This window comes from Herbidospora solisilvae, assembly GCF_009901565.1.
Taxonomy (GTDB): Bacteria; Actinomycetota; Actinomycetes; order Streptosporangiales; family Streptosporangiaceae; genus Herbidospora; species Herbidospora solisilvae.
This window is the reverse complement of record NZ_WXEW01000002.1, coordinates 298,270-318,054: the sequence shown is the minus strand read 5'-3', so window position 1 is coordinate 318,054 and position 19,785 is coordinate 298,270. Positions and strand designations below refer to the sequence as shown.

Below are 19,785 nucleotides of genomic sequence, written 5' to 3'. Positions count from 1 at the left end.
CGGTTCACAGGCGGTACCCGGCGCCGGTGATCGTCTCGATGACGGGCGGGTCGCCGAGCTTCTTGCGCAGGGTCATGACGGTGACCCTGACGGAGTTGGTGAAGTAGCTGATGTTCTCGTCCCAGGCCTTCTCCAGCAGGTCCTCGGCGCTTACCACGGTCCCCTCGGCCCGCAGCAGGATCTCCAGCACGGCGAACTCCTTGGGGCTGAGCGCGACGTACCGCCCGTCGCGGAACACCTCGCGGCGGGCGGGGTCGAGCCGCACCCCGGCCCGCGCCAGCACCGGCGGGTGCGCGAGCGGCACCCGCCGGGCCAGCGCCCGCAACCGGGCGACGAGTTCGGGGAAGTCGAACGGCTTGGCCAGGTAGTCGTCCGCGCCGATCGACAGGCCCTCGACCTTCGACCGCAGGTCGCCGGCGGCGGTGAGCATGATGATGCGGGCCGGGACACGCCGGGCGACCAGCTGGCGGCACACGTCGTCGCCGTGCACCGCCGGCAGGTCGCGGTCGAGCACGATGACGTCGTAGTCGTTGGTCAGCGCCCGTTCCAGGGCGGCGTCGCCGTCGTGCACGACGTCCACCGCCATCGTCTCCCGCCGCAGCCCGGCCGCCACGACCCGGGCCAGCACCTTCTCGTCCTCCGCCACCAGCACCCGCATGGTCCGCATCCTGCCGGTCCGGGGGTAAACACCGGTTAAGCGCCCTGTGTCATGCGCTCAGGGCGAGGGTGGGCGACATGCGGGCGGCCCGCATCGCCGGGTAGAGCCCGGCGACCGTCCCGACGAACAGGGTCGCCGTGAGCGCCCCGGCCGGCGCCCAGGCCGGCACCGTCGGGGGCAAGTCCATCCAGGTCGCGTACGCCACCGTCACCGCCGCGCCCAGCACCGCCCCGGCCACCCCGCCCAGGCCGGACAGCAGCAGCGACTCGGCGAGGAACTGGCCGCGCACCTGCCCCCGGGTGGCCCCCAGAGACCGGCGCAGGCCGATCTCCCTGCGCCGCTCCAGGACCGAGATGACCATCGTGTTGGCCACCCCCACGCCCCCGACGAGCAGCGCGACCGCGCCGATCCCCAGCAGCAGGCCGGTGAACGCCGAGTCGGCGGCGGCCCGCGCCGCCAGCGCGTCGGACGGCCGGCTGACCTCCACCTCCTCCGGGCTCTCCGGCGAGGCGGTGGCCGGGAGGACCGCCCGCACGGCGTCGACCTGGGCCGGGTCGGTCCGCGTGTAGATCGTGGTCGGGTGCCCGTCGAAGTTCAGGTACGTCCCGGCGGCGTCGAACCCGACGAGCGCCGACCGGTCGACCTCGGGCGCGAGCGGCGAGGGGGCGAGGATGCCGACGACGGTCCACCACCGGCCCCCGATCCAGAGCTGCTCGCCCACGGCGCGCACCCCGAGCCGCTCGGCGGCCACCGCGCCGAGCACGACGGCCCGCAGGGAGTCCGTGGCCTCGTTCAGCCAGACGCCCTTGGCGACCGGGGTCTGCAACGTCCGCAGCAGCTCCGGGGAGGCCGCCCGGGTGGTCAGCCCGCCGGTCGACTGCGGGTTGATCCGGTCGGTGCGGTAGACGGGTGTCCCGGTGTCACCGGTCGCGCCCGCCACCTCGACCGGCCCGACCGCCCCGACCATCGCGAGCGCGGTCTGCGGCAGCGCGGTCTGCTCGCCGAACAGGCTCTGGCCGGGGGTGACCCGCAGCAGGTTGGTGCCGAGCCGGTCGAGCTCGGCCAGCAGTTGCGCCTTGGACGACGACGAGATCCCGACGACGGCGACCATGGTCGCGATGCCGATGGCGATGCCGAGCGCCGACAACACCGCCCGCGCGGGCCGCACCCGCAGCCCGGCCGCGCCGACCCTGACCAGGTCGCCCCAGGTGAGCCGGGCCGGACGCAGCTCAGCCATCGGACACCACCAGGCCGTCGCGCAGCCGGATCCGGCGCGGCGCGGCGGCGGCCACGTCGGCGTCGTGCGTGATGATCACCACGGTGGTGCCGGCCGCGTTCAGCTCCCCGAGGAGGGTGAGCACCCCCGTGCCGGAGACCGAGTCGAGGTTGCCGGTCGGCTCGTCGGCGAGCAGCAGCGCCGGTTCGCCCACGACGGCGCGGGCCACCGCGACCCGCTGGCGCTCGCCGCCCGAGAGCTCGTTCGGGCGGTGCTCCAGCCGGTGGCCGAGGCCGACCCGGGCCAGCGCGACGGCGGCCCTCTCCCGGCGCTCGCGGCGGCCGACCCCGGCGTACAGCAGGCCGTCGGCGACGTTGTCGAGCGCGGTCACGCCGTCGGCCAGGTGGAACTGCTGGAACACGAACCCGATGCGCCGGGCCCGCAGCGCCGACAACTCCCGGTCCGACAACGTGGCGACGTCGTATCCGGCGATCGTGACGGTGCCCTCGGAGGGCCGGTCGAGGGTGCCGATGAGGTGCAGCATCGTCGACTTGCCCGATCCCGACGGCCCGGCGATGGCCACCAGTTCGCCCTGCTCGACCCGCAGGTCGACGCCGCGCAGGGCGCGCACGCCCCCCGGATAGGTCTTGGCCGCGCCGGCCAGCTCGATGACGGCGGTCATTCGGCGGGCACCTCGACCTTCATGCCCTCGGCCAGCCCGGCGCCCTCGATCTCGACCCGCCCGGCGGCGAACAGCCCGGTCGTGACCTTCGTGACCGTGCCCGCGATCCGCACGCCGTAGCCGCCCTCACGCAGCGCCAGCAGCGCCTCGACCGGCACCGAGAGCACGTCCTCGCGGGTCTCGCCGGTCAGCCCGACGTCGACCGGGGCCTGGTCGAACCGGCCGAGCCGCCCCTCGGCGGTGATCTCGACGTCGATCGTCGCCTCCCCGCCCTCCTGCGCGGGCGGCCGGGCGACGGTGCCGATCGAGGTGATCCGCCCCTTCCCGGTCCGCCCGTCGGGGGTCTCCAGCGTCACCGATGCACCGAGCCGGGCGAGCTGCTGGTCGGAGGCGGCGAGGTCGACGTGGACGACCCGCTTGGTGCCGGTCGTGGCGATGACCGACCGCCCGGCGGGCATGCCCGCCTCGGCGGTCACCTGGGCGACCCGCACCGCGCCGGAGGCGACCACCACCTCCTCGGGCCCGACCGTGCCGGTCTCGTCGAGGTTCAGGTCCTCCTGCCAGTCCTGTACGGCCTCATACGTGGACCAGGTGAAGTCGTCGTCGACCGTGCCGGGGTCGTAGCCGAGCGCCTTCAGGTTGCGCTCCAGCTGCCGGACGTCGCGCCCCGACGTGGTGGTGTCGAGGCGGCGGTACATGGGCGTGGAGCCGTACATCAGCACGACGGGCTTGCCGTCGACGGAGTAGAGCCGCTTGCCGCGCCGGACGACGGCGCCCTCCTCGGGCGTCCAGGTGACGGTGCCCCGGGCGGCGTTGGGCAGGTCGCGCCGGTTCTCGTAGCCGAGGGTGCCGCCGACGGTCTCGGCGTCGGCCAGGTCCCCGCGGGTGATCTCGGCCGTCGTCACCGCCGCCGGCGCGGGCGGCGGTGGCGTGTCGAGCGTGGCCGCCGCGACGCCGCCCCCGGCCAGAGCGGCGACCGCCACTCCCCCGGCGAGCAGCCCCTTCCTCACTTCGGGCCCCCGCCGGGCAGGTGCTTCTCGCAGATCGCCTGCGCCTTCTCCGCCTCCGGGGAGTCCATGACGTCCTTGGGCGCCCGGATGAGCATCCGGCCGCCGTCAACCTTCGGGTCGGGCATGTCGACGCCGTTGTCCCGCATGCAGTCGGTGTACTTCTGCACGGCGTCCGCGAACGCCGCGTCGCCCATCGGCGGCCCGCCCCCGATCGGCCGGAACTCCTCGCACTCCGCGTTGGCCTTCTCGACGGTCGCCGGGTCGACGCCCTCCTTGATCCGCACCCGGACGGCGTTGCCGCCGGGCTCGGGGTCGGGCACGTCGATGCCGTGCTCCCGCATGCACTGGGCGAACTTGACGGCGTCTCCGGACGCCGCCGGGCTGGGCGCCGCCGCCGCGGAGGCGGACCCGCCTCCGGCGGTCGCGACGCCGCTCTGCTGACCGGTTCCGCAGGCGGCCAGGAACAGCGGGACCGCCGCGACCAAGGCAATTCTGAATCGGGTCATGCGTGATTTCTAGCGAGACCCCGTTAAACACCCATTAAGCGAATTCGCTTATCCCATGTTTATGCAACAGAAAAGGCCCGTGGGGAAGACGGGCCTTTCTCTCGATCCTCGTTACTGCTGCGGCCGGTTGCCGAGCTGGCGGCGGAGCTGCTCCAGCTCGCGCTCCAGGTCGGCGACGTTCCGGTCCTGCGGCTGCTGAGGCTGGGGCTGCGGCTGCTGGCCGTAGGGCTGATGCTGCGGGATCGGTCCACCACCGTGCTGCCCGTGCTGCCCGTACTGGTTGCCCGGCTGCTGCCCCTGCTGGCTACCGTGCTGACCGCCGTGGGCCTGCTGGTAGGCCTGGTAGGGCTGCGACGGGGGCCGGTAGCGGGTCGTGCTCTCGGCCGGGGGCAGGGAGTGGGCGGGCGGCGGCTGGTAGGCCGGGATCTGCTGGGCCTGCGCCTGGTAGGGCGGGACGCCGTTGTAGACCGGGATCTGGGGGCGCTTCTTGCGCTTGGCCCTGCGCACCACCAGGCGGAGCAGCACCAGGCCGAGCAGGATCGCCACGAGCACCCCGGCGCCGATCAGCACCCAGAAGCCCGTCGACTGCGGCGACTCGTCCTTGCCCGCCGTGATGGCCTGCTGCGAGTTGGTGATGTACTCGGCGACCCACGGGTGGGTCGGGTGCAGCGCCTGGACCTCGCGGAAGATCGGCAGCGCCTCGGAGTAGTGCTTCAGGAAGAAGGCGTCCAGCGCGGTGTTCCAGCGTGTCGTGGTCGCCGACGCGGTCGGCTTGATGCCCTTCTCGTTCAGCTTCTCCTTGATCACCGAGATCGGGAGCACGAAGGACTCGTTCTCCGACGCCTCCCCGCCCTCGGAGACCGTGCCCGCGATGAGCATGCCGATGACGTCGCCGTCCTTGGAGAACACCGGCCCGCCGGAGTTGCCGTGGTAGGAGGGCGCCTGCGTCTGGATGTACGGCACCCCCTTGTCGGTCGTCCGCAGCGCGTTGTACGGCCCCTCGGTCAGCGCCGGGTCGAGCTTCGACTCCAGGCTGAAGAACGGGGTGTTGGTGACCAGCCCGGGGAACCCGCTGATGTACAGCGTCGAACCCACCTGCACGTCGGCGTCGTCGCCCAGCGGCACGGTCGGCAGGTTCTGCTGCCCGTTGACCTTGAGCAGCGCGTAGTCCTTGCCGGGGTAGCTCTCGCCGACGTCGACGAGCTCGGCCACGATCGGCTTGGCGGTCTTGTCGACGCCGCCGCCGGGGTGGGCCTGCAGCACCGCGATCTCCTTCTTGAGACCGTTGACCTGCATGTTGGCCGCGTTGAAGTTGATGAAGAGGTTCTCGGCGAGCTTGATCATCTCTTCGTCGGGCGAGAGGTCCTTGACCATCTCCAGGATCCCCTGGGCGTCCTCCTCGTAGAACTTGGAGAGCGCCTGCTGGGCGAAGACGTCGTAGAGCTCCTTCTCGCCCATCTCGACGCAGTGCGCACCGGTGACCATGTAGCCGTCGGGGGTGACCCACCAGCCGGTGCACATGCCGCCGACCTCGGCGTCCACGACGCGCTCCGGGGTGCCGGGCACGAGGTAGGCGCCCACGTTGGCGTTCATCTGCTCGAACATGTACTTGGCGATGGTCCGCTGGTCGGAGGCGACCTTGCCGGCCACGACGTCGGCGGTGATCTTGTCGACGAGGGCGTACAGGTTGGCCTCGTTGACGGCCGGGGTGGGCACGCTGACCTTGCCCGTGTAGGTGAGGCTGGTGAGCTGGACGGCGGGGTGGGTCTGCGCGGCCAGCCTGGTCCCGATCGGGACGTCGGGCGTCTCGTCCGCGTACGCGGGAGATGCGGCGAGCACCGACACCGCCGCAGTGGCGACGATGATTCTTCTGAGGTTCACGGCACTGATCGTCGGACAGCCGCCTTGTCCACCACTTGTGAGTGACTTGGGGTTTCCATTACCCGGGGGAAAACCCCAGGGCACACCCCGTGGCGGGCGTGTTGTCCCGTTCCTACCGTTGCGGTCATGGCAGAGCCGTCCCGCCCGCGGCCTCCCGTACCGCCCCCTCCTGCGGCCGCCGCCCGACGTGGTCGACGACCGCGCCGGCCGGCGGGTCCTCACCCAGGAGGGGGCCTCCTGCACCGGCCACGCCCTGGCCGCCGTCATCGCCTCGGCCGCCGCTACGACGGGTTCCACTAGACGGGAACCAGGTGTGTGTACCATCAGTACATGCAGACCGCCTTAGTCAAGATCACCGGAACCGTGCTGGTCACCGCGCTGATCGCCCACCCGCTCTACGCCCCCCACTGGGGCACGGGCATCCTCGGCGAGGTCACCGCCGCCGGGCCGGTCGGCGGGACGGCCTTCGTCGCGGTCTTCTTCGGCCTGGTCGCCCTCTACTGCCGGGCCCTGGAGCGCACCCTCGTCCTGGCGGGCGCCGACCGCCCCGGGGCGGTGTGGTGGATGTTCGCGATCCCGTACAACTTCACCGAGGACTTCTTCATCGTCGGGAGGGTCCGCGCCGCGCTGGCCGGGCGCGTCACGCCGGGGTTCCTGCGGTGGTGGTCGATCCTCGGGTACGGCTGGTGCGCCTTCCAGATCCTGTCGCTGCTCCCCGGCCTGCCCGGCTACGCCGGAGGGGCCGTGGCCGTCCCCCTGTGGGCGGCACACTGGATCATGACGTCCCGCCTCCGGCACACCCTGGGAACCTGATGCCGCTGCCTCGCTTCGACCGGCTGCCCGCCGGGTCCCGGGCCGCGATCCTCGCGGTCGCGCGCGCCCACTTCGCCCGTGACGGAAAGGACGCGGCCTCGTTCAACCAGATCATCGCCGACGCCCGCATCTCCAAGACCTCGGCCTACCACTACTTCGACGGCAAGGACGACCTGTGGTCGGCCGTCGTCGCCGACGCCTCGGCACGGGCGCTGCGTGTGCTCGGCCCGTGGCGGCCGGCGGAATCGGCCGACGACCTGTGGGAGCGGCTCCGCTCGGGTTCGGCACGCCTGTCGGCCCACCTGCGCGACCACCCCGACGACCGGGCCGTGCTGGCGGCGGGCGGCGGCTCCGGGAGCGACGGCTGGATCGCCGACCTGGTCGCCGACGCGACCCGCATCGGGCTGGTCGACGTGGTCCCGGGCATCGAGGCCGCCACGGCCGGGGTGTTCGCGGCCGTCGACCGGTGGGCCCTGGACCACCCGGACGAGCCCGACCCCGCCGGGCCGCTCCTCGTCCTGCTGGCCCGGCTCTGGGGGGTACCGGAAACGAAAAGGCCCCCGAAGCACTCGGGGGCCTTCTGAGAGACGGGTGGGCTCAGACGCCCATCGCCTCGGTGTCGTTCGACTCGGCGGTGGTGCCGATCTCGGTGACGCCGTTCTTGAGGTGATAGCGGGCGATCGCGTCCTTCAGCGTCTCCGGCTTGACCTCGCCGCGCTTGGCGAGCTGGGTCAGCACCGCCAGCGTGATCGAGGCGGCGTCGACGTGGAAGTGCCGCCGCAGCGCCGACCGGGTGTCGGAGAGGCCGAAGCCGTCGGTCCCGAGCGAGGTCCAGTCGCCCGGCACCCACTGCGCGATCTGGTCCTGTACGGCCCGCATGTAGTCGCTGACGCCCACGAAGGGCCCGGGTACGTTCGACAGCTTGGTCGTGACGTAGGGGACCTTCTGCTCGGCCTCAGGGTTCAGCAGGTTGTACTCCTCGCACGCGAGGGCGTCGCGGCGCAGCTCCGACCACGAGGTGGCCGACCACACCGAGGCGGCCACGCCCCACTCCTCGGCCAGCATGCGCTGCGCCTCCAGGGCCCACGGCCCGGCGACGCCCGACACCAGGATGTTGGCCTTGGGGCCGTCACCCTGCGACGGGGCGAAGAGGTAGAGACCCTTGAGCAGGCCCTCGACGTCGAGGCCGGCCGGCTCGGCGGGCTGCTGGTAGGGCTCGTTGTAGACGGTCAGGTAGTAGAAGACGTCTTCGGCGTTCTCGCCGTACATCCTCCGCAGGCCGTCGCGCACGATGTGGGCGACCTCGTAGGCCCACGCCGGGTCGTAGGAGATCGCGGCGGGGTTGGTCGAGGCGATGAGCGGCGTGTGGCCGTCTTCGTGCTGGAGGCCCTCGCCGTTCAGGGTGGTGCGGCCGGCGGTGGCGCCGAGCAGGAAGCCCCGGCCCATCTGGTCGGCGAGCTGCCACATCTGGTCGGCCGTGCGCTGCCAGCCGAACATCGAGTAGAAGATGTAGATCGGGATCATGTGCTCGCCGTGGGTGGCGTACGACGACCCGACCGCGATCGTGGAGGCCATCGAGCCCGACTCGGTGATGCCCTCGTGGAGGATCTGACCCTCGGTCGACTCCTTGTAGGACAGCAGCAGGTCGCGGTCGACCGCCTCGTAGGTCTGCCCGTAGGGCGAGTAGATCTTGGCGGTCGGGAACATGGCGTCGATGCCGAACGTGCGGGCCTCGTCGGGGATGATCGGCACGAAGCGGTGGCCGATCTCCTTGTCGCGCATGAGGTCTTTCAGCAGGCGGACGAACGCCATGGTGGTGGCGACGTTCTGCTTGCCCGAGCCCTTGGAGAGCTGCTTGTAGGCGTCGTCGCCCGGCAGCTTGAGGGTCTTGGCGCGCACGACCCGCTTGGGCAGGAAGCCGCCCAGCGCGTGGCGGCGCTCCTTCATGTAGGCGATCTCGTCGCTGTCGGGACCCGGGTGGTAGTAGGGCGGCAGGTCGCCCTCGAGGTCCTTGTCCGGAATCGGAAGGTAGAGCCGGTCGCGGAACTCCTTGAGCTCGGCCTTGCTCAGCTTCTTCATCTGGTGGGTGGCGTTGCGGGCCTCGAAGTCCTTGCCCAGCGTCCAGCCCTTGATCGTCTGGGCCAGGATGACCGTCGGCTGGCCCACGTGGTCGCGGGCCGCCTTGAACGCCGCGTAGACCTTGCGGTAGTCGTGGCCGCCGCGCGAGAGCTTGCGGATCTCGTCGTCGGACAGGTGCTCGACCATCTTGCGCAGGCGCGGGTCGCCGCCGAAGAAGTGGTCGCGGATGTAGGCGCCGTTCTCGACGGAGTAGGTCTGGAACTGGCCGTCGGGCGTGGTGTTCATCTGGTTGACCAGCACGCCGTCGACGTCGGCCGCCAGCAGCGGGTCCCAGTCACGGCCCCAGACGACCTTGATGACGTTCCACCCGGCGCCCCGGAAGTAGGACTCCAGCTCCTGGATGATCTTGCCGTTGCCCCGGACCGGGCCGTCGAGCCGCTGCAGGTTGCAGTTGATGACGAAGGTCAGGTTGTCGAGCTCCTCGCGGGCCGCCAGACCGATGGCGCCGAGCGACTCGGGCTCGTCCATCTCGCCGTCGCCGAGGAAGGCCCACACGTGGCTGCGCGAGGTGTCCTTGATCTTGCGGTCGTGCAGGTAGCGGTTGAACCGCGCCTGGTAGATCGCGCCGATCGGGCCCAGGCCCATGGAGACCGTGGGGAACTCCCAGAAGTCGGGCATCAGGCGCGGGTGGGGGTAGGAGGGCAGCCCCTTGAACCCGTGGGACAGCTCCTGCCGGAAGGCGTCGAGCTGGTTCTCGGTGAGGCGGCCCTCGAGGAAGGCGCGCGCGTAGATCCCCGGGGCCGCGTGGCCCTGGAAGAACACCTGGTCGCCCGACTCGCCGTGGTCCTTGCCGCGGAAGAAGTGGTTGAAGCCCACTTCGTAGAGGGACGCCGCGGAGGCGTAGGTGGCGATGTGGCCGCCCACGTTGGTGCGGGCGTTGGCCCGGGTCACCATGATCGCGGCGTTCCACCTGCTGTAGGCGCGGATCCGCCGCTCGACGTATTCGTCGCCGGGGAACCATGGCTCGCGCTCGGGGGCGATCGTGTTGATGTAGTCGGTGCTGCGCAGACCCGGGACGCCGACCTGGTGCTCACGCGCCCGTTCGAGCAGGCGGAGCATCAGGTAGCGCGCTCGGGTTCGCCCCTCCGTCCTGACGACGTTGTCGAGCGACTCAAGCCACTCCTGGGTCTCGCTTGGATCGACATCAGGGAACTGGCTGGGTAGGCCGTCACTGATGATCGAGAAACGCTGGCGTCCGGAAGCCACTGGGTCTCGCCTTCCGAGAATGGACTTTTGTCGGTCTAGGGTTCGGGTTCCATCCTGGCTGCTCCCTGCGGAAGATGCATCTCTACCGCGGGGTAACCGGGTGGTCTTTGGCCTAGACCACCGATGGTAGGACGATTTTCGCCCAAGCTTGCACATCCCGCCACCACCGGGTGTGCTCACTTCGTCAGCGTAACGTTTTGACCTAGGTTGTCCCTCACCTGGTCGCACGACCCCGATTTACGGGCAGGCCGCACCTTAGTATCCCGATGTGAGATCTCAGGTCATCGAGGTGCGGACGGGCTCCCGGGAACGGGTGCACGACATCACCGCGGAATGCGCGAGGTTCGTCGGAGACCAGGGAGGCGACGGCCTTCTCAACGTCTTCGTCCCTCACGCGACGGCGGGCGTGGCGCTGATCGAACTGGGCGCCGGCAGTGACGACGACCTGCTGGCCGCGCTGGGCGACCTGCTCCCGGCCGACGACCGCTGGCGGCACGCCCACGGCTCCCGGGGCCACGGGCGGTCTCACGTGATGCCGGCCCTGATTCCGCCCTATGCGACGGTGCCCGTCATCGGGGGGCGGCTGGCTCTGGGCACCTGGCAGTCGATCGCCATCGTGGATCTCAACGTGGACAACATGGAACGTCGTGTTCGTTTGTCCTATTTGTCCGAATCGTAGATAACGGTGCGGGTCACTGACCGTGGCGACCGTTGACGACGATGGGTCACAGCGTGTGGACTGTGCCGAACGATACCCGCAGCGGTTTCCGAGCGGGGTCGATCCGAGCAGGAGGGATGAGAGTGAGCGCGACCGCGGGTCAGGCGCAGGGCGAGCGCGGCCTGGCCGAACGACTTGGCCTCAAGCCGGGTCAGGTGGTGCAGGAGGTCGGCTGGGACGAGGACAGCGACGAGGCGCTTCGTCAGTCCATCGAGGAGCTGACCGGCAACGAGATGGTCGACGAGGACTATGAAGAGGTCGTCGACGTGGTGCTCCTGTGGTACCGCGACGGGGACGACGATCTGTTCGACATCCTGAGCGGTGTGACCACGGCGCTGGCGGACGGCGGCCAGATCTGGCTGCTGACCCCCAAGGCGGGCCGTGACGGCCATGTCGAGCCGAGCGACATCGGCGAGGATGCCACGACCGCCGGCCTCGCGCAGACCAGCAGCATCAGCGCGGCCAGAGACTGGTCGGGCACGAGACTCGTCTTCAAGGGCCGCCGCTAGCCGGCTGGGCCCCGTCCTGCCGTACGGCCGCCGCCGTACGGCAGGCTCACTACGGGCGGAGCGATCATGGACATGCTGACCGCCGGGTCTCCCGCGCCCGACTTCGAGCTGACCGACCAGCACGGCACGCCGGTCCGGCTCTCGGGCCTGCGCGGCCGGAAGGTGCTGCTCGTCTTCTTCCCGTTCGCCTTCACCGGCGTCTGCCAGGCGGAACTTCACGATCTGCACGGGTTCGGCGACACGGTCGTGCTGGCCGTCTCCGTCGACTCGATGTTCGCGCAGCGGGCCTGGGCCGACCGCGAGGGCTGGGACCTCACCCTGCTCTCGGATTTCTGGCCCCACGGTCAGGTCGCGCGTCTTTATGGTGTCTTCGATGAGGTGAAGGGGGTCGCCTCCCGGGGGACCTTCGTCATCGACGCCGAAGGCGTGGTGCGCTGGACGGTCGCGACCGCGATCGGGCAGCCGCGCGACGTCGCCGACTATCGGAAAGTCCTCAGCGAGCTGTAGGGGAGGCCGACATGCCCTGCTACCGATGCGGGGCCCGGCAGACCGACCCGGTTCGTGGCGCGAGCCCGTGGAGGCGCGGGGTGCGCTCTGACGCCCAGGTCCTGATCTGCCCGGACTGCCAGCGGGCCCACGATCTCGAACTCGACACCTGCTTCTCGTGCGGCTCCACGACCCTGGTCTGCCGCCTGGGCGAGGTGGAGTGCCGCTCCTGCGGCCACATCCGCAACGCCGGCGAGGGCGGCCCCCGGCGCGACCACCGGCGGCCCTCCGTGCCGGCCGAGCTGGCGGCGGAGGTGGAGGCGGCCCTGTCTCGCGTACTCGGCCGGTCGTGAGATTAGATGTCCGGATGAGTTACGTGGTCGCCCTGGATGTGGGCGGGACATCGATGAAGGGCGGCCTCGTCAGCGAATCGGGCGAGGTGACCGTTTTCCCCGGGCGTGCGACCGGGCGTGAAGACGGGCCCGAGGCCGTCGTCGCCAACATCCGGGCCTACGTGACCGAACTGGCCGCCTCGGGCGACGGGCCGCCGCGCGGCGTCGGCCTGGCGGTGCCCGGGATCGTCGACGCCGACACGGCCCTGTTCTCGGCCAACATCGGGTGGCGTGACGTGCCGGCGGCCGCGTTCGTACCCGAGGGGCTGCCGGTGAGCCTGGGCCACGACGTCCGGACGGCGGGCCTGGCCGAGAGCGTCTTCGGGGCCGGCCGCGACGTGACCGACTTCCTCTTCCTGCCCATCGGTACGGGAATCGCCGGCGCCCTGATCATCAAGGGCGAGCCCTACGGGGGCGTCAACGGCTGGGGCGGCGAGATCGGCCACACCCCCGTGTGGCCCGACGGCGAGCGGTGCGCCTGCGGCCAGACCGGCTGCCTGGAGACCTACGCCTCGGCGGCCTCGCTGGGCCGCCGCTACACCGAGCGGACCGGCAAGCCCGCCACGGCGGTCGACGTCATGGCCCAGGCGGGCTCCGATCCCCACGCCTACGCGGTCCTGGCCGACGCCGTCGAGGCGCTGGCGATCTCGCTGGCGTCGTACACGCTGCTCATGGACCCGGCGATGATCGTGATCGGCGGCGGCCTCGGCGAGGCCGGCGAGGCCCTGCTGACCCCGCTCAGAGACCGCATGACCGAGCGCCTGAGCTTCCGCAAGCCCCCGCCGCTGCGCCAGACGGCGCTCGGCGTCCGCGCGGGGATGCTGGGAGCGGGCATCCTCGGCTGGCGCGCGGCGGGAGTCCGCGACTGGGCCCCTCAGCTCGACCTGTAGTTCGTATACATGTACGGGTTGTCGAGGATCTTGGTCTCCGGGATGTCGGGGTTCATTCCGGAGAGCCAGGCGTCGCCCAGCTCGCTCATCAGGTGGTCGACCGTCTGGGTGACCGCCGCGCGGGCGGCGTCCACGCCCTCGACCCGGCCGTCGCGCTTCACGACCCGGCCGTTGACGAGCACGGTGTGCACGTCGCCGCGCTGGGCCTGGAAGGCGATGTGGCCGTAGGGGTTGAGGATCGGGAACATGACGGGCGAGGCGTCGTTCTTGATCAGGACGACGTCGGCCTTCTTGCCGGGCTCCAGGCTGCCGATCCTGTCCGACAGGCCCAGGGCCGCCGCGCCGCCGCGGGTGGCCCACTCGACGACCTGCTCGGCCCGCAGGTGGCAGTGGGTCACGGTCTCCGACCTGAGGTGGGCCTCCAGGTGCTCCCGGGACCGGTCGGCGCCCAGGGTGGCCCGCATGGCGGAGAACAGGTCGCCGCTCCACCACACGCTGGTGTCCATCGACAACGACACGGGGATGCCGTGGTGCCGGAGCTGCCACGTGGGCGGGTAGCCCTGCCCGGCGCTCTGCTCGCTCTCGGTCGAGACCGACACCGAGCCGCCGGTGGCGGCGATCCGGTGATAGGAGTCGGGGCTGAGGGTGGCCGCGTGGACGTAGGTCGTCTCCGGCGTCATGAAGCCGTTCTCGTACATGAGCCGGATGCCGTCGTCGTTGGTCGCGCCCCACACGCCCGCGTGGGTGGTGACCGCGAGCCCGAGGTCGCGGGCGGCCTCGAAGGCGGCCTTCTCGGGGAAGGCGGGGTCGCCGGTGACGTCGAAGGCGAGCTGGAGGCCCAGCATGTCGCCCCATGACCGCCGCCCTATGAAGTCGCGCAGGCCGGCGGAGGGCGCCCAGTCCCAGGGGGCCTGCTGGATGTTGCCGTACGCGAGCACGAACCGCCCGGGGACCGCCTCCAGCGCGTCGACGGCCGCCTCGGCGTGGTCGACGGTCTGGAGCCCGTGCGACCAGTCGACGGTGGTGGTGACCCCGGCGTCGAGGGCCTCGACGCCGCCCAGCAGGTTGCCCGCGTAGACGTCCTGGGGGCGGAACTTCCTGCCCCATTCGAGGTAGTACCAGACGAAGTACTGGGTGAGGGTCCAGTCGGCGCCGTAGCCGCGCATGGCGGTCTGCCACAGGTGGCGGTGGGTGTCGATCATGCCCGGCATGACGATGCCGCCGGACGCGTCGATCTCCTCGGTGCCCTCGGGCACCTCCAGATCGGGCCCGACGGCGACGATGTCCTCCCCGTCGGCCAGCACGTCGCCGCGCGCCAGCACGGTTCGCCGGTCGTCCATGGTCAGCACGAGTCCGTTGCGGAGGACGATGGGCATAAAGCTGCCTCCCAGAGTCGCGGACCGATGTCCGCCTGGCGGTCGCAGAAATGTGAATGCAACAATGCGAGCCCCCTACGCCGATGTCAAGACACGCGGGGCGGTCTAAAGTCGACCCATGCCACGCAAGGACACCGGACCCGACTTCATCGAGGCGCTGGCCAGGGGACTCGATGTGATCAAGGCGTTCGGCCCGCGCCAGCGGGTGATGACCCTCACCGAGGTCGCCACGGCCACCGAACTGGCCCGCCCGACCGCCCGCCGCATCCTGCTGACCCTGGAGGAGCTCGGCTACGTCAGGGCCGCCGAGGGGGGCTTCGCGCTCACGCCCCGGGTGCTGGAGCTGGGGGTCGCCTACGTCCACTCCATGGGCCTGTGGGAGATCGCCCGGCCCCACCTGGAGCAACTCTCGGCGCTGACCCGCGAGTCGTGCTCGATCGCGCAGCTCGACGGCTCCGACATCGTCTACGTCGCCCGGGTCGCGGTACCCAAGATCGTCACCCTGTCGGTCAGCATCGGCACCCGGTTCCCCGCGCTCCAGACGTCGCTGGGCAAGGTCCTGCTGGCGGCCCTGCCGACCGCCGAGGCCGACGCCGTGCTGGAGACGCCGAGCCAGTCGGGCATCACGCCCCGCTGGCGCCCCTCGGCCGAGGAACGCCACGCGGTGCTGCGCGCGGTCCGGGCCAGCGGCTGGGCGGTGACCGACGAGCAGCTCGCGCCGGGCATCCGCTCGGTGGCCGCGCCGCTGCGCGACGGCCACGGGAGGGTGATCGCGGCCATCAACGTGAACGCCCACTCGGCCGAGACCTCGATGGAGACGCTGACCGAGGAGTTCCTTCCCGCGCTGCTGCGCACGGCCGGCGCGATCGGCGCCGACGTGGCCCTCCACGAGTCCATCCCCCAGTCGGTCTCCCAGGTCTCCGCTTGACACCACCTTCGCCGCCCGACAAGACTCGGGCTCGCGGACACTTGTCCGCTTAACGGACGAAGGGATCTCATGGGCGCACTCGACGGCATCCTCGTGGCCGATTTCTCCCGGGTGCTCGCCGGGCCCTACGCCACGATGCTGCTGGCCGACATGGGCGCCGACGTCATCAAGGTCGAGGCGCCCGGCGGCGACGACACCCGCAACTGGCTGCCCCCGGAGCGCGACGGCGTCTCGACGTACTACCTGGGGGTGAACCGGGGCAAGCGCTCGGTCGCCCTCGACCTGAAGGACCCCGCCGACCAGGCCCTGGCCCACGAGCTGTCGGCCCGCGCCGACGTCTTCATCGAGAACTTCAAGCCCGGCGGCCTGGCCGCCTACGGGCTCGACTATCCGGCGGTCCGGGAGCGCAACCCCAAGGTGGTGTACGCCTCCATCACCGGCTTCGGCGCCGAGGGCGGCGCCCACCTGCCGGGGTATGACCTCATCGTGCAGGCGGTCTCGGGGCTGATGAGCCTCACCGGTTCGGCCGACGGCCCGCCCTACCGGGCGGGCATGTCGGTGTTCGACGTGATCACCGGCCTGCACGCCGTGTCGGGCATCCTCGCCGCGCTCTACGCCGGCGGCGGCCAGCGCGTCGAGGTCAACCTCATGTCGTCGGCCCTGTCGGCGCTGGTGAACCATTCGAGCGCCGTGGTGGCCGGGGAGGTCACCCCCCACCGGATGGGCAACGCCCACCCGTCGCTGTTCCCCTACGAGCCGCTGGAGTGCGCCGACGGCGACCTGATCGTCGCCGCGGGCAACGACGGGCAGTTCCGCAGGTTGTGCGAGGTCCTGGGCGTGCCCGAACTGGCCGACGACGCGCGCTTCGCGCGTACCAGAGATCGCACCGCGAACCGGGCCGAGCTGAAGCCGCTGCTGGTCGCGGAGCTGCGGAAGCGGACGCGAGCCGACCTGTTCGCCGAGCTCAGCGCGGCGGGGGTGGCCTGCGGCCCGATCAACACGGTGACCGAAGGGGTCGCGCTGGCCGAGAGCCTGGGCCTGGAGCCGGTGGTGGAACCGGGCGGCGTGCCGTCGGTGCGGCACCCGATCCGCTTCTCCGGCACTCCCGCCGGCTACCGGCTGCCGCCGCCCGCCTTGGACGAGCACGGGGACGAGATCAGGAAGTGGCTGCGATGAACTTTCCCACCGGCATCGGCACGTCCGACGCCGACTCCATCAGCCTGCTCGGGCACGACCTGGCCCACGACCTGATGGGCAAGGTCGGCTTCGGGGAGCTGGCCTTCTGGCTGGTGGCCGGACGCCGCCCCACCCCCGGGGAGACCCGGGTGTTCGAGGCGGTCCTGGTCGCCCTGGCCGACCACGGCTTCACCCCGACCGCCATCGCGGCCCGGCTGACGCTGCTGAGCGCCCCCGAGAGCGTCCAGGGGGCGCTGGCGGCCGGGCTGCTGGGCGGCGGCTCCCGGTTCCTCGGCGTGACCGAGGACGCCGGGCGGTTCCTCCACGAGCTGGTCGAGTTCTCCAACGGGGACGACTGCTGGGACAACGTGGCGCTGGAGGCCGTACGGGAGGCACGGGCCGAGAAGCGGCTGATCCCCGGCCTGGGACACCCGGTGCACAAGGAGGAGGACCCCCGCACGCCGGTGCTGTTCGCGCTGGCCCGCGAAGAGGGGGTCTTCGGCCCCCATCTGGCGCTGTTCGAGGCCATCGGGCGGGTGCACCCCGAGGTGCTGGGCCGCAGGCTGCCGCTGAACGGCGCCGGGGTCTGCGGGGCGGCCCTGGCCGACCTCGGCCTCCCGGTCGACCTGCTGCGCGGCTTCGCCCTGCTGGCCCGCGCCGCCGGCCTGCTCGGTCACCTGGCCGAGGAGCGCCGCCGCCCCATCGGCATGGATGTCTACCTGACCGTCGACCGGAACGCGACGTACGAACCGTAGAGAAGGTGTTCCATGGCAACACTGGCCGCCGTGATCGCGTCCACGCACCACCCGTTCTACTACAAGGCCAGCACCGCGCCCCCGGAGGAGCGCCCGCCGTTCGCCGACGAGTGGGTCGCCAAGATCACCGCCTTCCGTGAGACCCTGACCCGGGCCCGCGCCGACGTGCTGGTCATGGTCGGCTCCGACCACTTCCACCAGTTGTGGCTCGACAACATGCCGCAGTTCCTGGTGGGCAAGGCGCCCTTCTACGACGCCAACTGGTACAACGAGGAGCGCGAGTTCGGCCTGCCCCGCATGCTGCTGCGCGGCCACGAGGAGCTGTCGTCCCACATCCTGCGCGGCGGCCTCGACGAGGGCTTCGACCTGGCCTTCTCCAACGAGCTGCGGATCGACCACAGCATCACGTGCCCGATCATCACGCTGCGCCCCGAGGCCGACCTCCCGATCGTGCCGATCTACACCAACATCTTCGCCCCGCCCCTGCCGAGACCGGCCCGCTTCGTGGAACTCGGCCACGCGATCAGGCGCCTGATCGACACCTGGCCCTCCGACCTGCGGGTCGCGGTCATCGGCACCGGCCACCTGTCACTCGAACTCGGCGGCCCGAGGCAGTTCGGCCCCCACGGCCCCGACCCGGAGTTCGACCGCAAGGCCGTCGAGTGGATCGCCTCCGGCGACATCGAACGGGCCCTGGCCGAGGTCACCCTCGACTCCCTGTGGACGCCCGGCAACGCCACCCACGGGTTCATGGACTTCATGCTCATGATGGGCGTGGCCGGAGAGGGCGCCAAGGCCGACTACGCCGACTCGCTCGACCTGTTCCACACGATGGAGGCCTACTTCACCTGGTATCCGAACGGGGTCCCGGCATGAGCAAGTACCTGCTGAACAAGTTCCTGTTCACCGTCGACCGCGACCCCGACCTGGTCGAGCGCTACCGCGCCGCGCCCCACGAGACGGTGGCGTGGTGGGAGTCGACGATCGCCAACGAGATCCTGAACTGCCACGGCGGGGAAGCCAGCACGTGGTTGTCGTTCGACCCGGTCGAACGTGAGGCGCTGACCTCCCACGACTACGTTCGCCTTTTCGAACTGGGCGCCCACCCGTTCCTGACGCTGACGCTGTTCATCGCGATGTTCGAACGCGACTACGAGGAGCCGCTGGCGTTCCAGAAGGAGTACGCCGCCCGGCTGTCCCACTTCTCCCTCCCCTATCCGGACATCGCCACATGAGCTCACCGATGCGGGCGGCCCTGATCGAGTCCTGCGGCCGCCCGCCGGTGGTGGGGAGCGTCCCCCGGCCTCTTGCGGGGGCCGGGGACGTTCTCGTGACCGTGACCTGCGCGCCGATCACTCCCCTGGACCTGCTGTGCGCGACCGGTCTGTCGTATTTCGGGGAGCCCGCGCTGCCCTATGTGCCCGGGGTGCAGGGGGTCGGGGTCACGCCTGACGGGGAGCGGGTGTGGTTCCCCACGTCGGCCGGGATGGCTCCGGGCGACGGAAGCCTGGCCGAGGTCTGCGCGGTGCCCTCTGCGGATCTTGTCCGCGTGCCGGACGGGTGCGACGACGTCGTGGCGGCGTCCCTGGGCCTGTCGGCGGTGGCGGCGTGGCTGGCGTTGACGTGGCGGGCGCGGCTGGAGCGCGGGGAGCGGGTGGTGGTGCTGGGAGCCGGCGGGGCGGTGGGGCAGGTGGCGCTGCGGGCGGCCCGGCTGCTGGGTGCGGGTGACGTGGTGGGGGTGTCCCGGGCGCCTCGGCCGGGGTGTATCGCCCTGGAGCCTGTCTCGACCTTGGCCGGCCGGCTTCGCGAGGTTGTCGGGGCGGCTGACGTGGTGATCGATCCGGTGTTCGGGGAGCCTGCCTTGGCGGCTCTGCAGGTGCTTGCCCCTGGGGGGCGGCTGGTGAACCTGGGCGGGTCGGCGTCCGATTCGGCGACGTTGTCGTCGGCTGTGTTGCGGAGCCGGGCGGTTTCGGTGCTGGGGTACTCGAACAATGCCGTCAGCCGGGAGCAGAGGGCTGCTGCGCTGGGGGCGGTCTTCGGGCATGCGGCTCGGGGGGAGCTGGCGGTTGATCACTATGTGGTCGGGCTTGATGACGTTGGGGCGGCTTGGGAGGGGACGCGGGACGGGCGTGCGGTCGTGCGGGTTACCGAGGTGCCTTAGGGCTGGGGAGTGCCGTAAGGTGTAAGCGGTCCGGGGCGGTTAGCTCAGCGGTAGAGCACTCGCCTTACAAGCGAGGGGTCACTGGTTCGAACCCAGTACCGCCCACAAATAGCCCTTCACCTGCATGATCAGGTGGAGGGTTTTGTCTTTCCCAATCGCCGCATTGCTGAGCGACCACCCGCCTGATCAAGATCGTTTGCTTACGCCCCCGACCCCCTCCCCCACCACGGCGGCAGCAGCTACACCTATCGGATCTACGACCGGTAAGGGAAATCCTCTACGT

At 71.0% G+C, this 19,785-nt stretch carries 21 protein-coding genes and 1 tRNA gene; 14 read left to right on the top strand and 8 right to left on the bottom strand.

Annotated features, from left to right (window positions below; translation table 11 throughout):
- Positions 1-4: 4 nt before the first annotated feature.
- The 6 genes from GT755_RS07230 to GT755_RS07205 form a co-directional block, all read right to left on the bottom strand.
- Positions 5-658, bottom strand: coding sequence for a response regulator transcription factor (locus GT755_RS07230; protein WP_030454518.1), 654 nt, complete (start codon positions 656-658; stop codon positions 5-7).
- Positions 659-707: 49 nt separating this feature from the next.
- On the bottom strand, positions 708-1,895 hold the full coding sequence (locus GT755_RS07225; RefSeq protein WP_161478935.1) for an ABC transporter permease: 1,188 nt from the start codon (positions 1,893-1,895) through the stop codon (positions 708-710).
- On the bottom strand, positions 1,888-2,556 hold the full coding sequence (locus tag GT755_RS07220; RefSeq protein WP_161478934.1) for an ABC transporter ATP-binding protein: 669 nt from the start codon (positions 2,554-2,556) through the stop codon (positions 1,888-1,890). Before GT755_RS07220 ends, GT755_RS07225 begins: the two co-directional genes overlap by 8 nt.
- Complete coding sequence (locus GT755_RS07215; protein ID WP_328794222.1) at positions 2,553-3,566, bottom strand: peptidoglycan-binding protein; 1,014 nt, start codon at positions 3,564-3,566, stop codon at positions 2,553-2,555. The genes GT755_RS07220 and GT755_RS07215 overlap by 4 nt, the downstream gene beginning before the upstream one ends.
- Positions 3,563-4,072 carry a hypothetical protein gene (locus GT755_RS07210; protein WP_161478933.1) on the bottom strand — a complete coding sequence of 170 codons (510 nt, stop codon included), beginning with the start codon at positions 4,070-4,072 and terminating at the stop codon, positions 3,563-3,565. Before GT755_RS07210 ends, GT755_RS07215 begins: the two co-directional genes overlap by 4 nt.
- Before the next feature lie 111 nt (positions 4,073-4,183).
- On the bottom strand, positions 4,184-5,953 hold the full coding sequence (locus GT755_RS07205; RefSeq protein ID WP_161478932.1) for a S1 family peptidase: 1,770 nt from the start codon (positions 5,951-5,953) through the stop codon (positions 4,184-4,186).
- A gap of 330 nt (positions 5,954-6,283) precedes the next feature.
- Here GT755_RS07205 and GT755_RS07200 point away from each other — a divergent pair, with 330 nt between their 5' ends.
- Together GT755_RS07200 and GT755_RS07195 are read left to right on the top strand one after the other, a co-directional pair.
- Positions 6,284-6,766, top strand: a complete 483-nt coding sequence (locus GT755_RS07200; protein WP_161478931.1) for a hypothetical protein — start codon at positions 6,284-6,286, stop codon at positions 6,764-6,766.
- Positions 6,766-7,350: a TetR/AcrR family transcriptional regulator gene (locus GT755_RS07195; protein ID WP_161478930.1), complete on the top strand. Its 585-nt coding sequence runs from the start codon at positions 6,766-6,768 to the stop codon at positions 7,348-7,350. The genes GT755_RS07200 and GT755_RS07195 overlap by 1 nt, the downstream gene beginning before the upstream one ends.
- A gap of 13 nt (positions 7,351-7,363) precedes the next feature.
- Here the strand turns inward: GT755_RS07195 and aceE are convergent, their stop codons facing one another.
- Positions 7,364-10,111: a pyruvate dehydrogenase (acetyl-transferring), homodimeric type gene (gene aceE, locus GT755_RS07190; protein WP_161478929.1), complete on the bottom strand. Its 2,748-nt coding sequence runs from the start codon at positions 10,109-10,111 to the stop codon at positions 7,364-7,366.
- 268 nt (positions 10,112-10,379) lie between these two features.
- Between aceE and GT755_RS07185 the strand changes: the two genes are divergently transcribed.
- From GT755_RS07185 to GT755_RS07165, 5 genes are all read left to right on the top strand, one after another.
- On the top strand, positions 10,380-10,790 hold the full coding sequence (locus GT755_RS07185; protein WP_030454529.1) for a secondary thiamine-phosphate synthase enzyme YjbQ: 411 nt from the start codon (positions 10,380-10,382) through the stop codon (positions 10,788-10,790).
- A gap of 122 nt (positions 10,791-10,912) precedes the next feature.
- On the top strand, positions 10,913-11,338 hold the full coding sequence (locus tag GT755_RS07180; RefSeq protein WP_062334571.1) for a DUF3052 domain-containing protein: 426 nt from the start codon (positions 10,913-10,915) through the stop codon (positions 11,336-11,338).
- A gap of 66 nt (positions 11,339-11,404) precedes the next feature.
- Positions 11,405-11,845, top strand: coding sequence for a peroxiredoxin (locus GT755_RS07175; RefSeq protein WP_161478928.1), 441 nt, complete (start codon positions 11,405-11,407; stop codon positions 11,843-11,845).
- Between the two features lie 80 nt (positions 11,846-11,925).
- The gene (locus tag GT755_RS07170) at positions 11,926-12,177 is read left to right on the top strand and encodes a hypothetical protein (protein WP_235966186.1); all 252 of its coding nucleotides are present in this window, start codon (positions 11,926-11,928) and stop codon (positions 12,175-12,177) included.
- A gap of 14 nt (positions 12,178-12,191) precedes the next feature.
- The gene (locus tag GT755_RS07165; protein ID WP_161478926.1) at positions 12,192-13,106 is read left to right on the top strand and encodes an ROK family protein; all 915 of its coding nucleotides are present in this window, start codon (positions 12,192-12,194) and stop codon (positions 13,104-13,106) included.
- Here GT755_RS07165 and GT755_RS07160 read toward each other — a convergent pair.
- Positions 13,091-14,482, bottom strand: a complete 1,392-nt coding sequence (locus tag GT755_RS07160; protein ID WP_161478925.1) for an amidohydrolase family protein — start codon at positions 14,480-14,482, stop codon at positions 13,091-13,093. The genes GT755_RS07165 and GT755_RS07160 overlap by 16 nt on opposite strands.
- Before the next feature lie 118 nt (positions 14,483-14,600).
- On the opposite strand from GT755_RS07160, the gene GT755_RS07155 reads away from it, so the two are divergent.
- From GT755_RS07155 to GT755_RS07125, 7 genes are all read left to right on the top strand, one after another.
- The gene (locus tag GT755_RS07155; RefSeq protein ID WP_161478924.1) at positions 14,601-15,410 is read left to right on the top strand and encodes an IclR family transcriptional regulator domain-containing protein; all 810 of its coding nucleotides are present in this window, start codon (positions 14,601-14,603) and stop codon (positions 15,408-15,410) included.
- A gap of 69 nt (positions 15,411-15,479) precedes the next feature.
- On the top strand, positions 15,480-16,586 hold the full coding sequence (locus tag GT755_RS07150; protein ID WP_161478923.1) for a CaiB/BaiF CoA transferase family protein: 1,107 nt from the start codon (positions 15,480-15,482) through the stop codon (positions 16,584-16,586).
- Positions 16,583-17,341, top strand: a complete 759-nt coding sequence (locus tag GT755_RS07145) for a citryl-CoA lyase (RefSeq protein WP_202609744.1) — start codon at positions 16,583-16,585, stop codon at positions 17,339-17,341. Before GT755_RS07150 ends, GT755_RS07145 begins: the two co-directional genes overlap by 4 nt.
- Before the next feature lie 12 nt (positions 17,342-17,353).
- Positions 17,354-18,217 carry a DODA-type extradiol aromatic ring-opening family dioxygenase gene (locus tag GT755_RS07140; RefSeq protein ID WP_062353650.1) on the top strand — a complete coding sequence of 288 codons (864 nt, stop codon included), beginning with the start codon at positions 17,354-17,356 and terminating at the stop codon, positions 18,215-18,217.
- A complete protein-coding gene (locus GT755_RS07135; protein ID WP_161478921.1) occupies positions 18,214-18,576 on the top strand; it encodes a hypothetical protein in 363 nt (120 codons plus the stop codon). The genes GT755_RS07140 and GT755_RS07135 overlap by 4 nt, the downstream gene beginning before the upstream one ends.
- Before the next feature lie 95 nt (positions 18,577-18,671).
- Positions 18,672-19,502, top strand: coding sequence for a quinone oxidoreductase family protein (locus GT755_RS40450; protein ID WP_328794221.1), 831 nt, complete (start codon positions 18,672-18,674; stop codon positions 19,500-19,502).
- A gap of 33 nt (positions 19,503-19,535) precedes the next feature.
- A tRNA-Val gene (locus GT755_RS07125) sits at positions 19,536-19,607 on the top strand.
- The last annotated feature ends 178 nt before the right edge of the window (positions 19,608-19,785 follow it).

Excerpts from the sequence above, each read along its gene's own strand:
- GT755_RS07195 (WP_161478930.1), top strand. The coding sequence starts at position 6,766 with ATGCCGCTGCCTCGCTTCGACCGGCTGCCCGCCGGGTCCCGGGCCGCG.
- GT755_RS07225 (WP_161478935.1), bottom strand. The coding sequence starts at position 1,895 with ATGGCTGAGCTGCGTCCGGCCCGGCTCACCTGGGGCGACCTGGTCAGG.
- GT755_RS07160 (WP_161478925.1), bottom strand. The coding sequence starts at position 14,482 with ATGCCCATCGTCCTCCGCAACGGACTCGTGCTGACCATGGACGACCGG.
- GT755_RS07165 (WP_161478926.1), top strand. The coding sequence starts at position 12,192 with ATGAGTTACGTGGTCGCCCTGGATGTGGGCGGGACATCGATGAAGGGC.
- GT755_RS07175 (WP_161478928.1), top strand. The coding sequence starts at position 11,405 with ATGGACATGCTGACCGCCGGGTCTCCCGCGCCCGACTTCGAGCTGACC.
- GT755_RS07145 (WP_202609744.1), top strand. The coding sequence starts at position 16,583 with ATGAACTTTCCCACCGGCATCGGCACGTCCGACGCCGACTCCATCAGC.
- GT755_RS07140 (WP_062353650.1), top strand. The coding sequence starts at position 17,354 with ATGGCAACACTGGCCGCCGTGATCGCGTCCACGCACCACCCGTTCTAC.
- GT755_RS07210 (WP_161478933.1), bottom strand. The coding sequence starts at position 4,072 with ATGACCCGATTCAGAATTGCCTTGGTCGCGGCGGTCCCGCTGTTCCTG.
- GT755_RS07200 (WP_161478931.1), top strand. The coding sequence starts at position 6,284 with ATGCAGACCGCCTTAGTCAAGATCACCGGAACCGTGCTGGTCACCGCG.
- GT755_RS07220 (WP_161478934.1), bottom strand. The coding sequence starts at position 2,556 with ATGACCGCCGTCATCGAGCTGGCCGGCGCGGCCAAGACCTATCCGGGG.
- GT755_RS07155 (WP_161478924.1), top strand. The coding sequence starts at position 14,601 with ATGCCACGCAAGGACACCGGACCCGACTTCATCGAGGCGCTGGCCAGG.
- GT755_RS07135 (WP_161478921.1), top strand. The coding sequence starts at position 18,214 with ATGAGCAAGTACCTGCTGAACAAGTTCCTGTTCACCGTCGACCGCGAC.
- GT755_RS07150 (WP_161478923.1), top strand. The coding sequence starts at position 15,480 with ATGGGCGCACTCGACGGCATCCTCGTGGCCGATTTCTCCCGGGTGCTC.
- GT755_RS07230 (WP_030454518.1), bottom strand. The coding sequence starts at position 658 with ATGCGGGTGCTGGTGGCGGAGGACGAGAAGGTGCTGGCCCGGGTCGTG.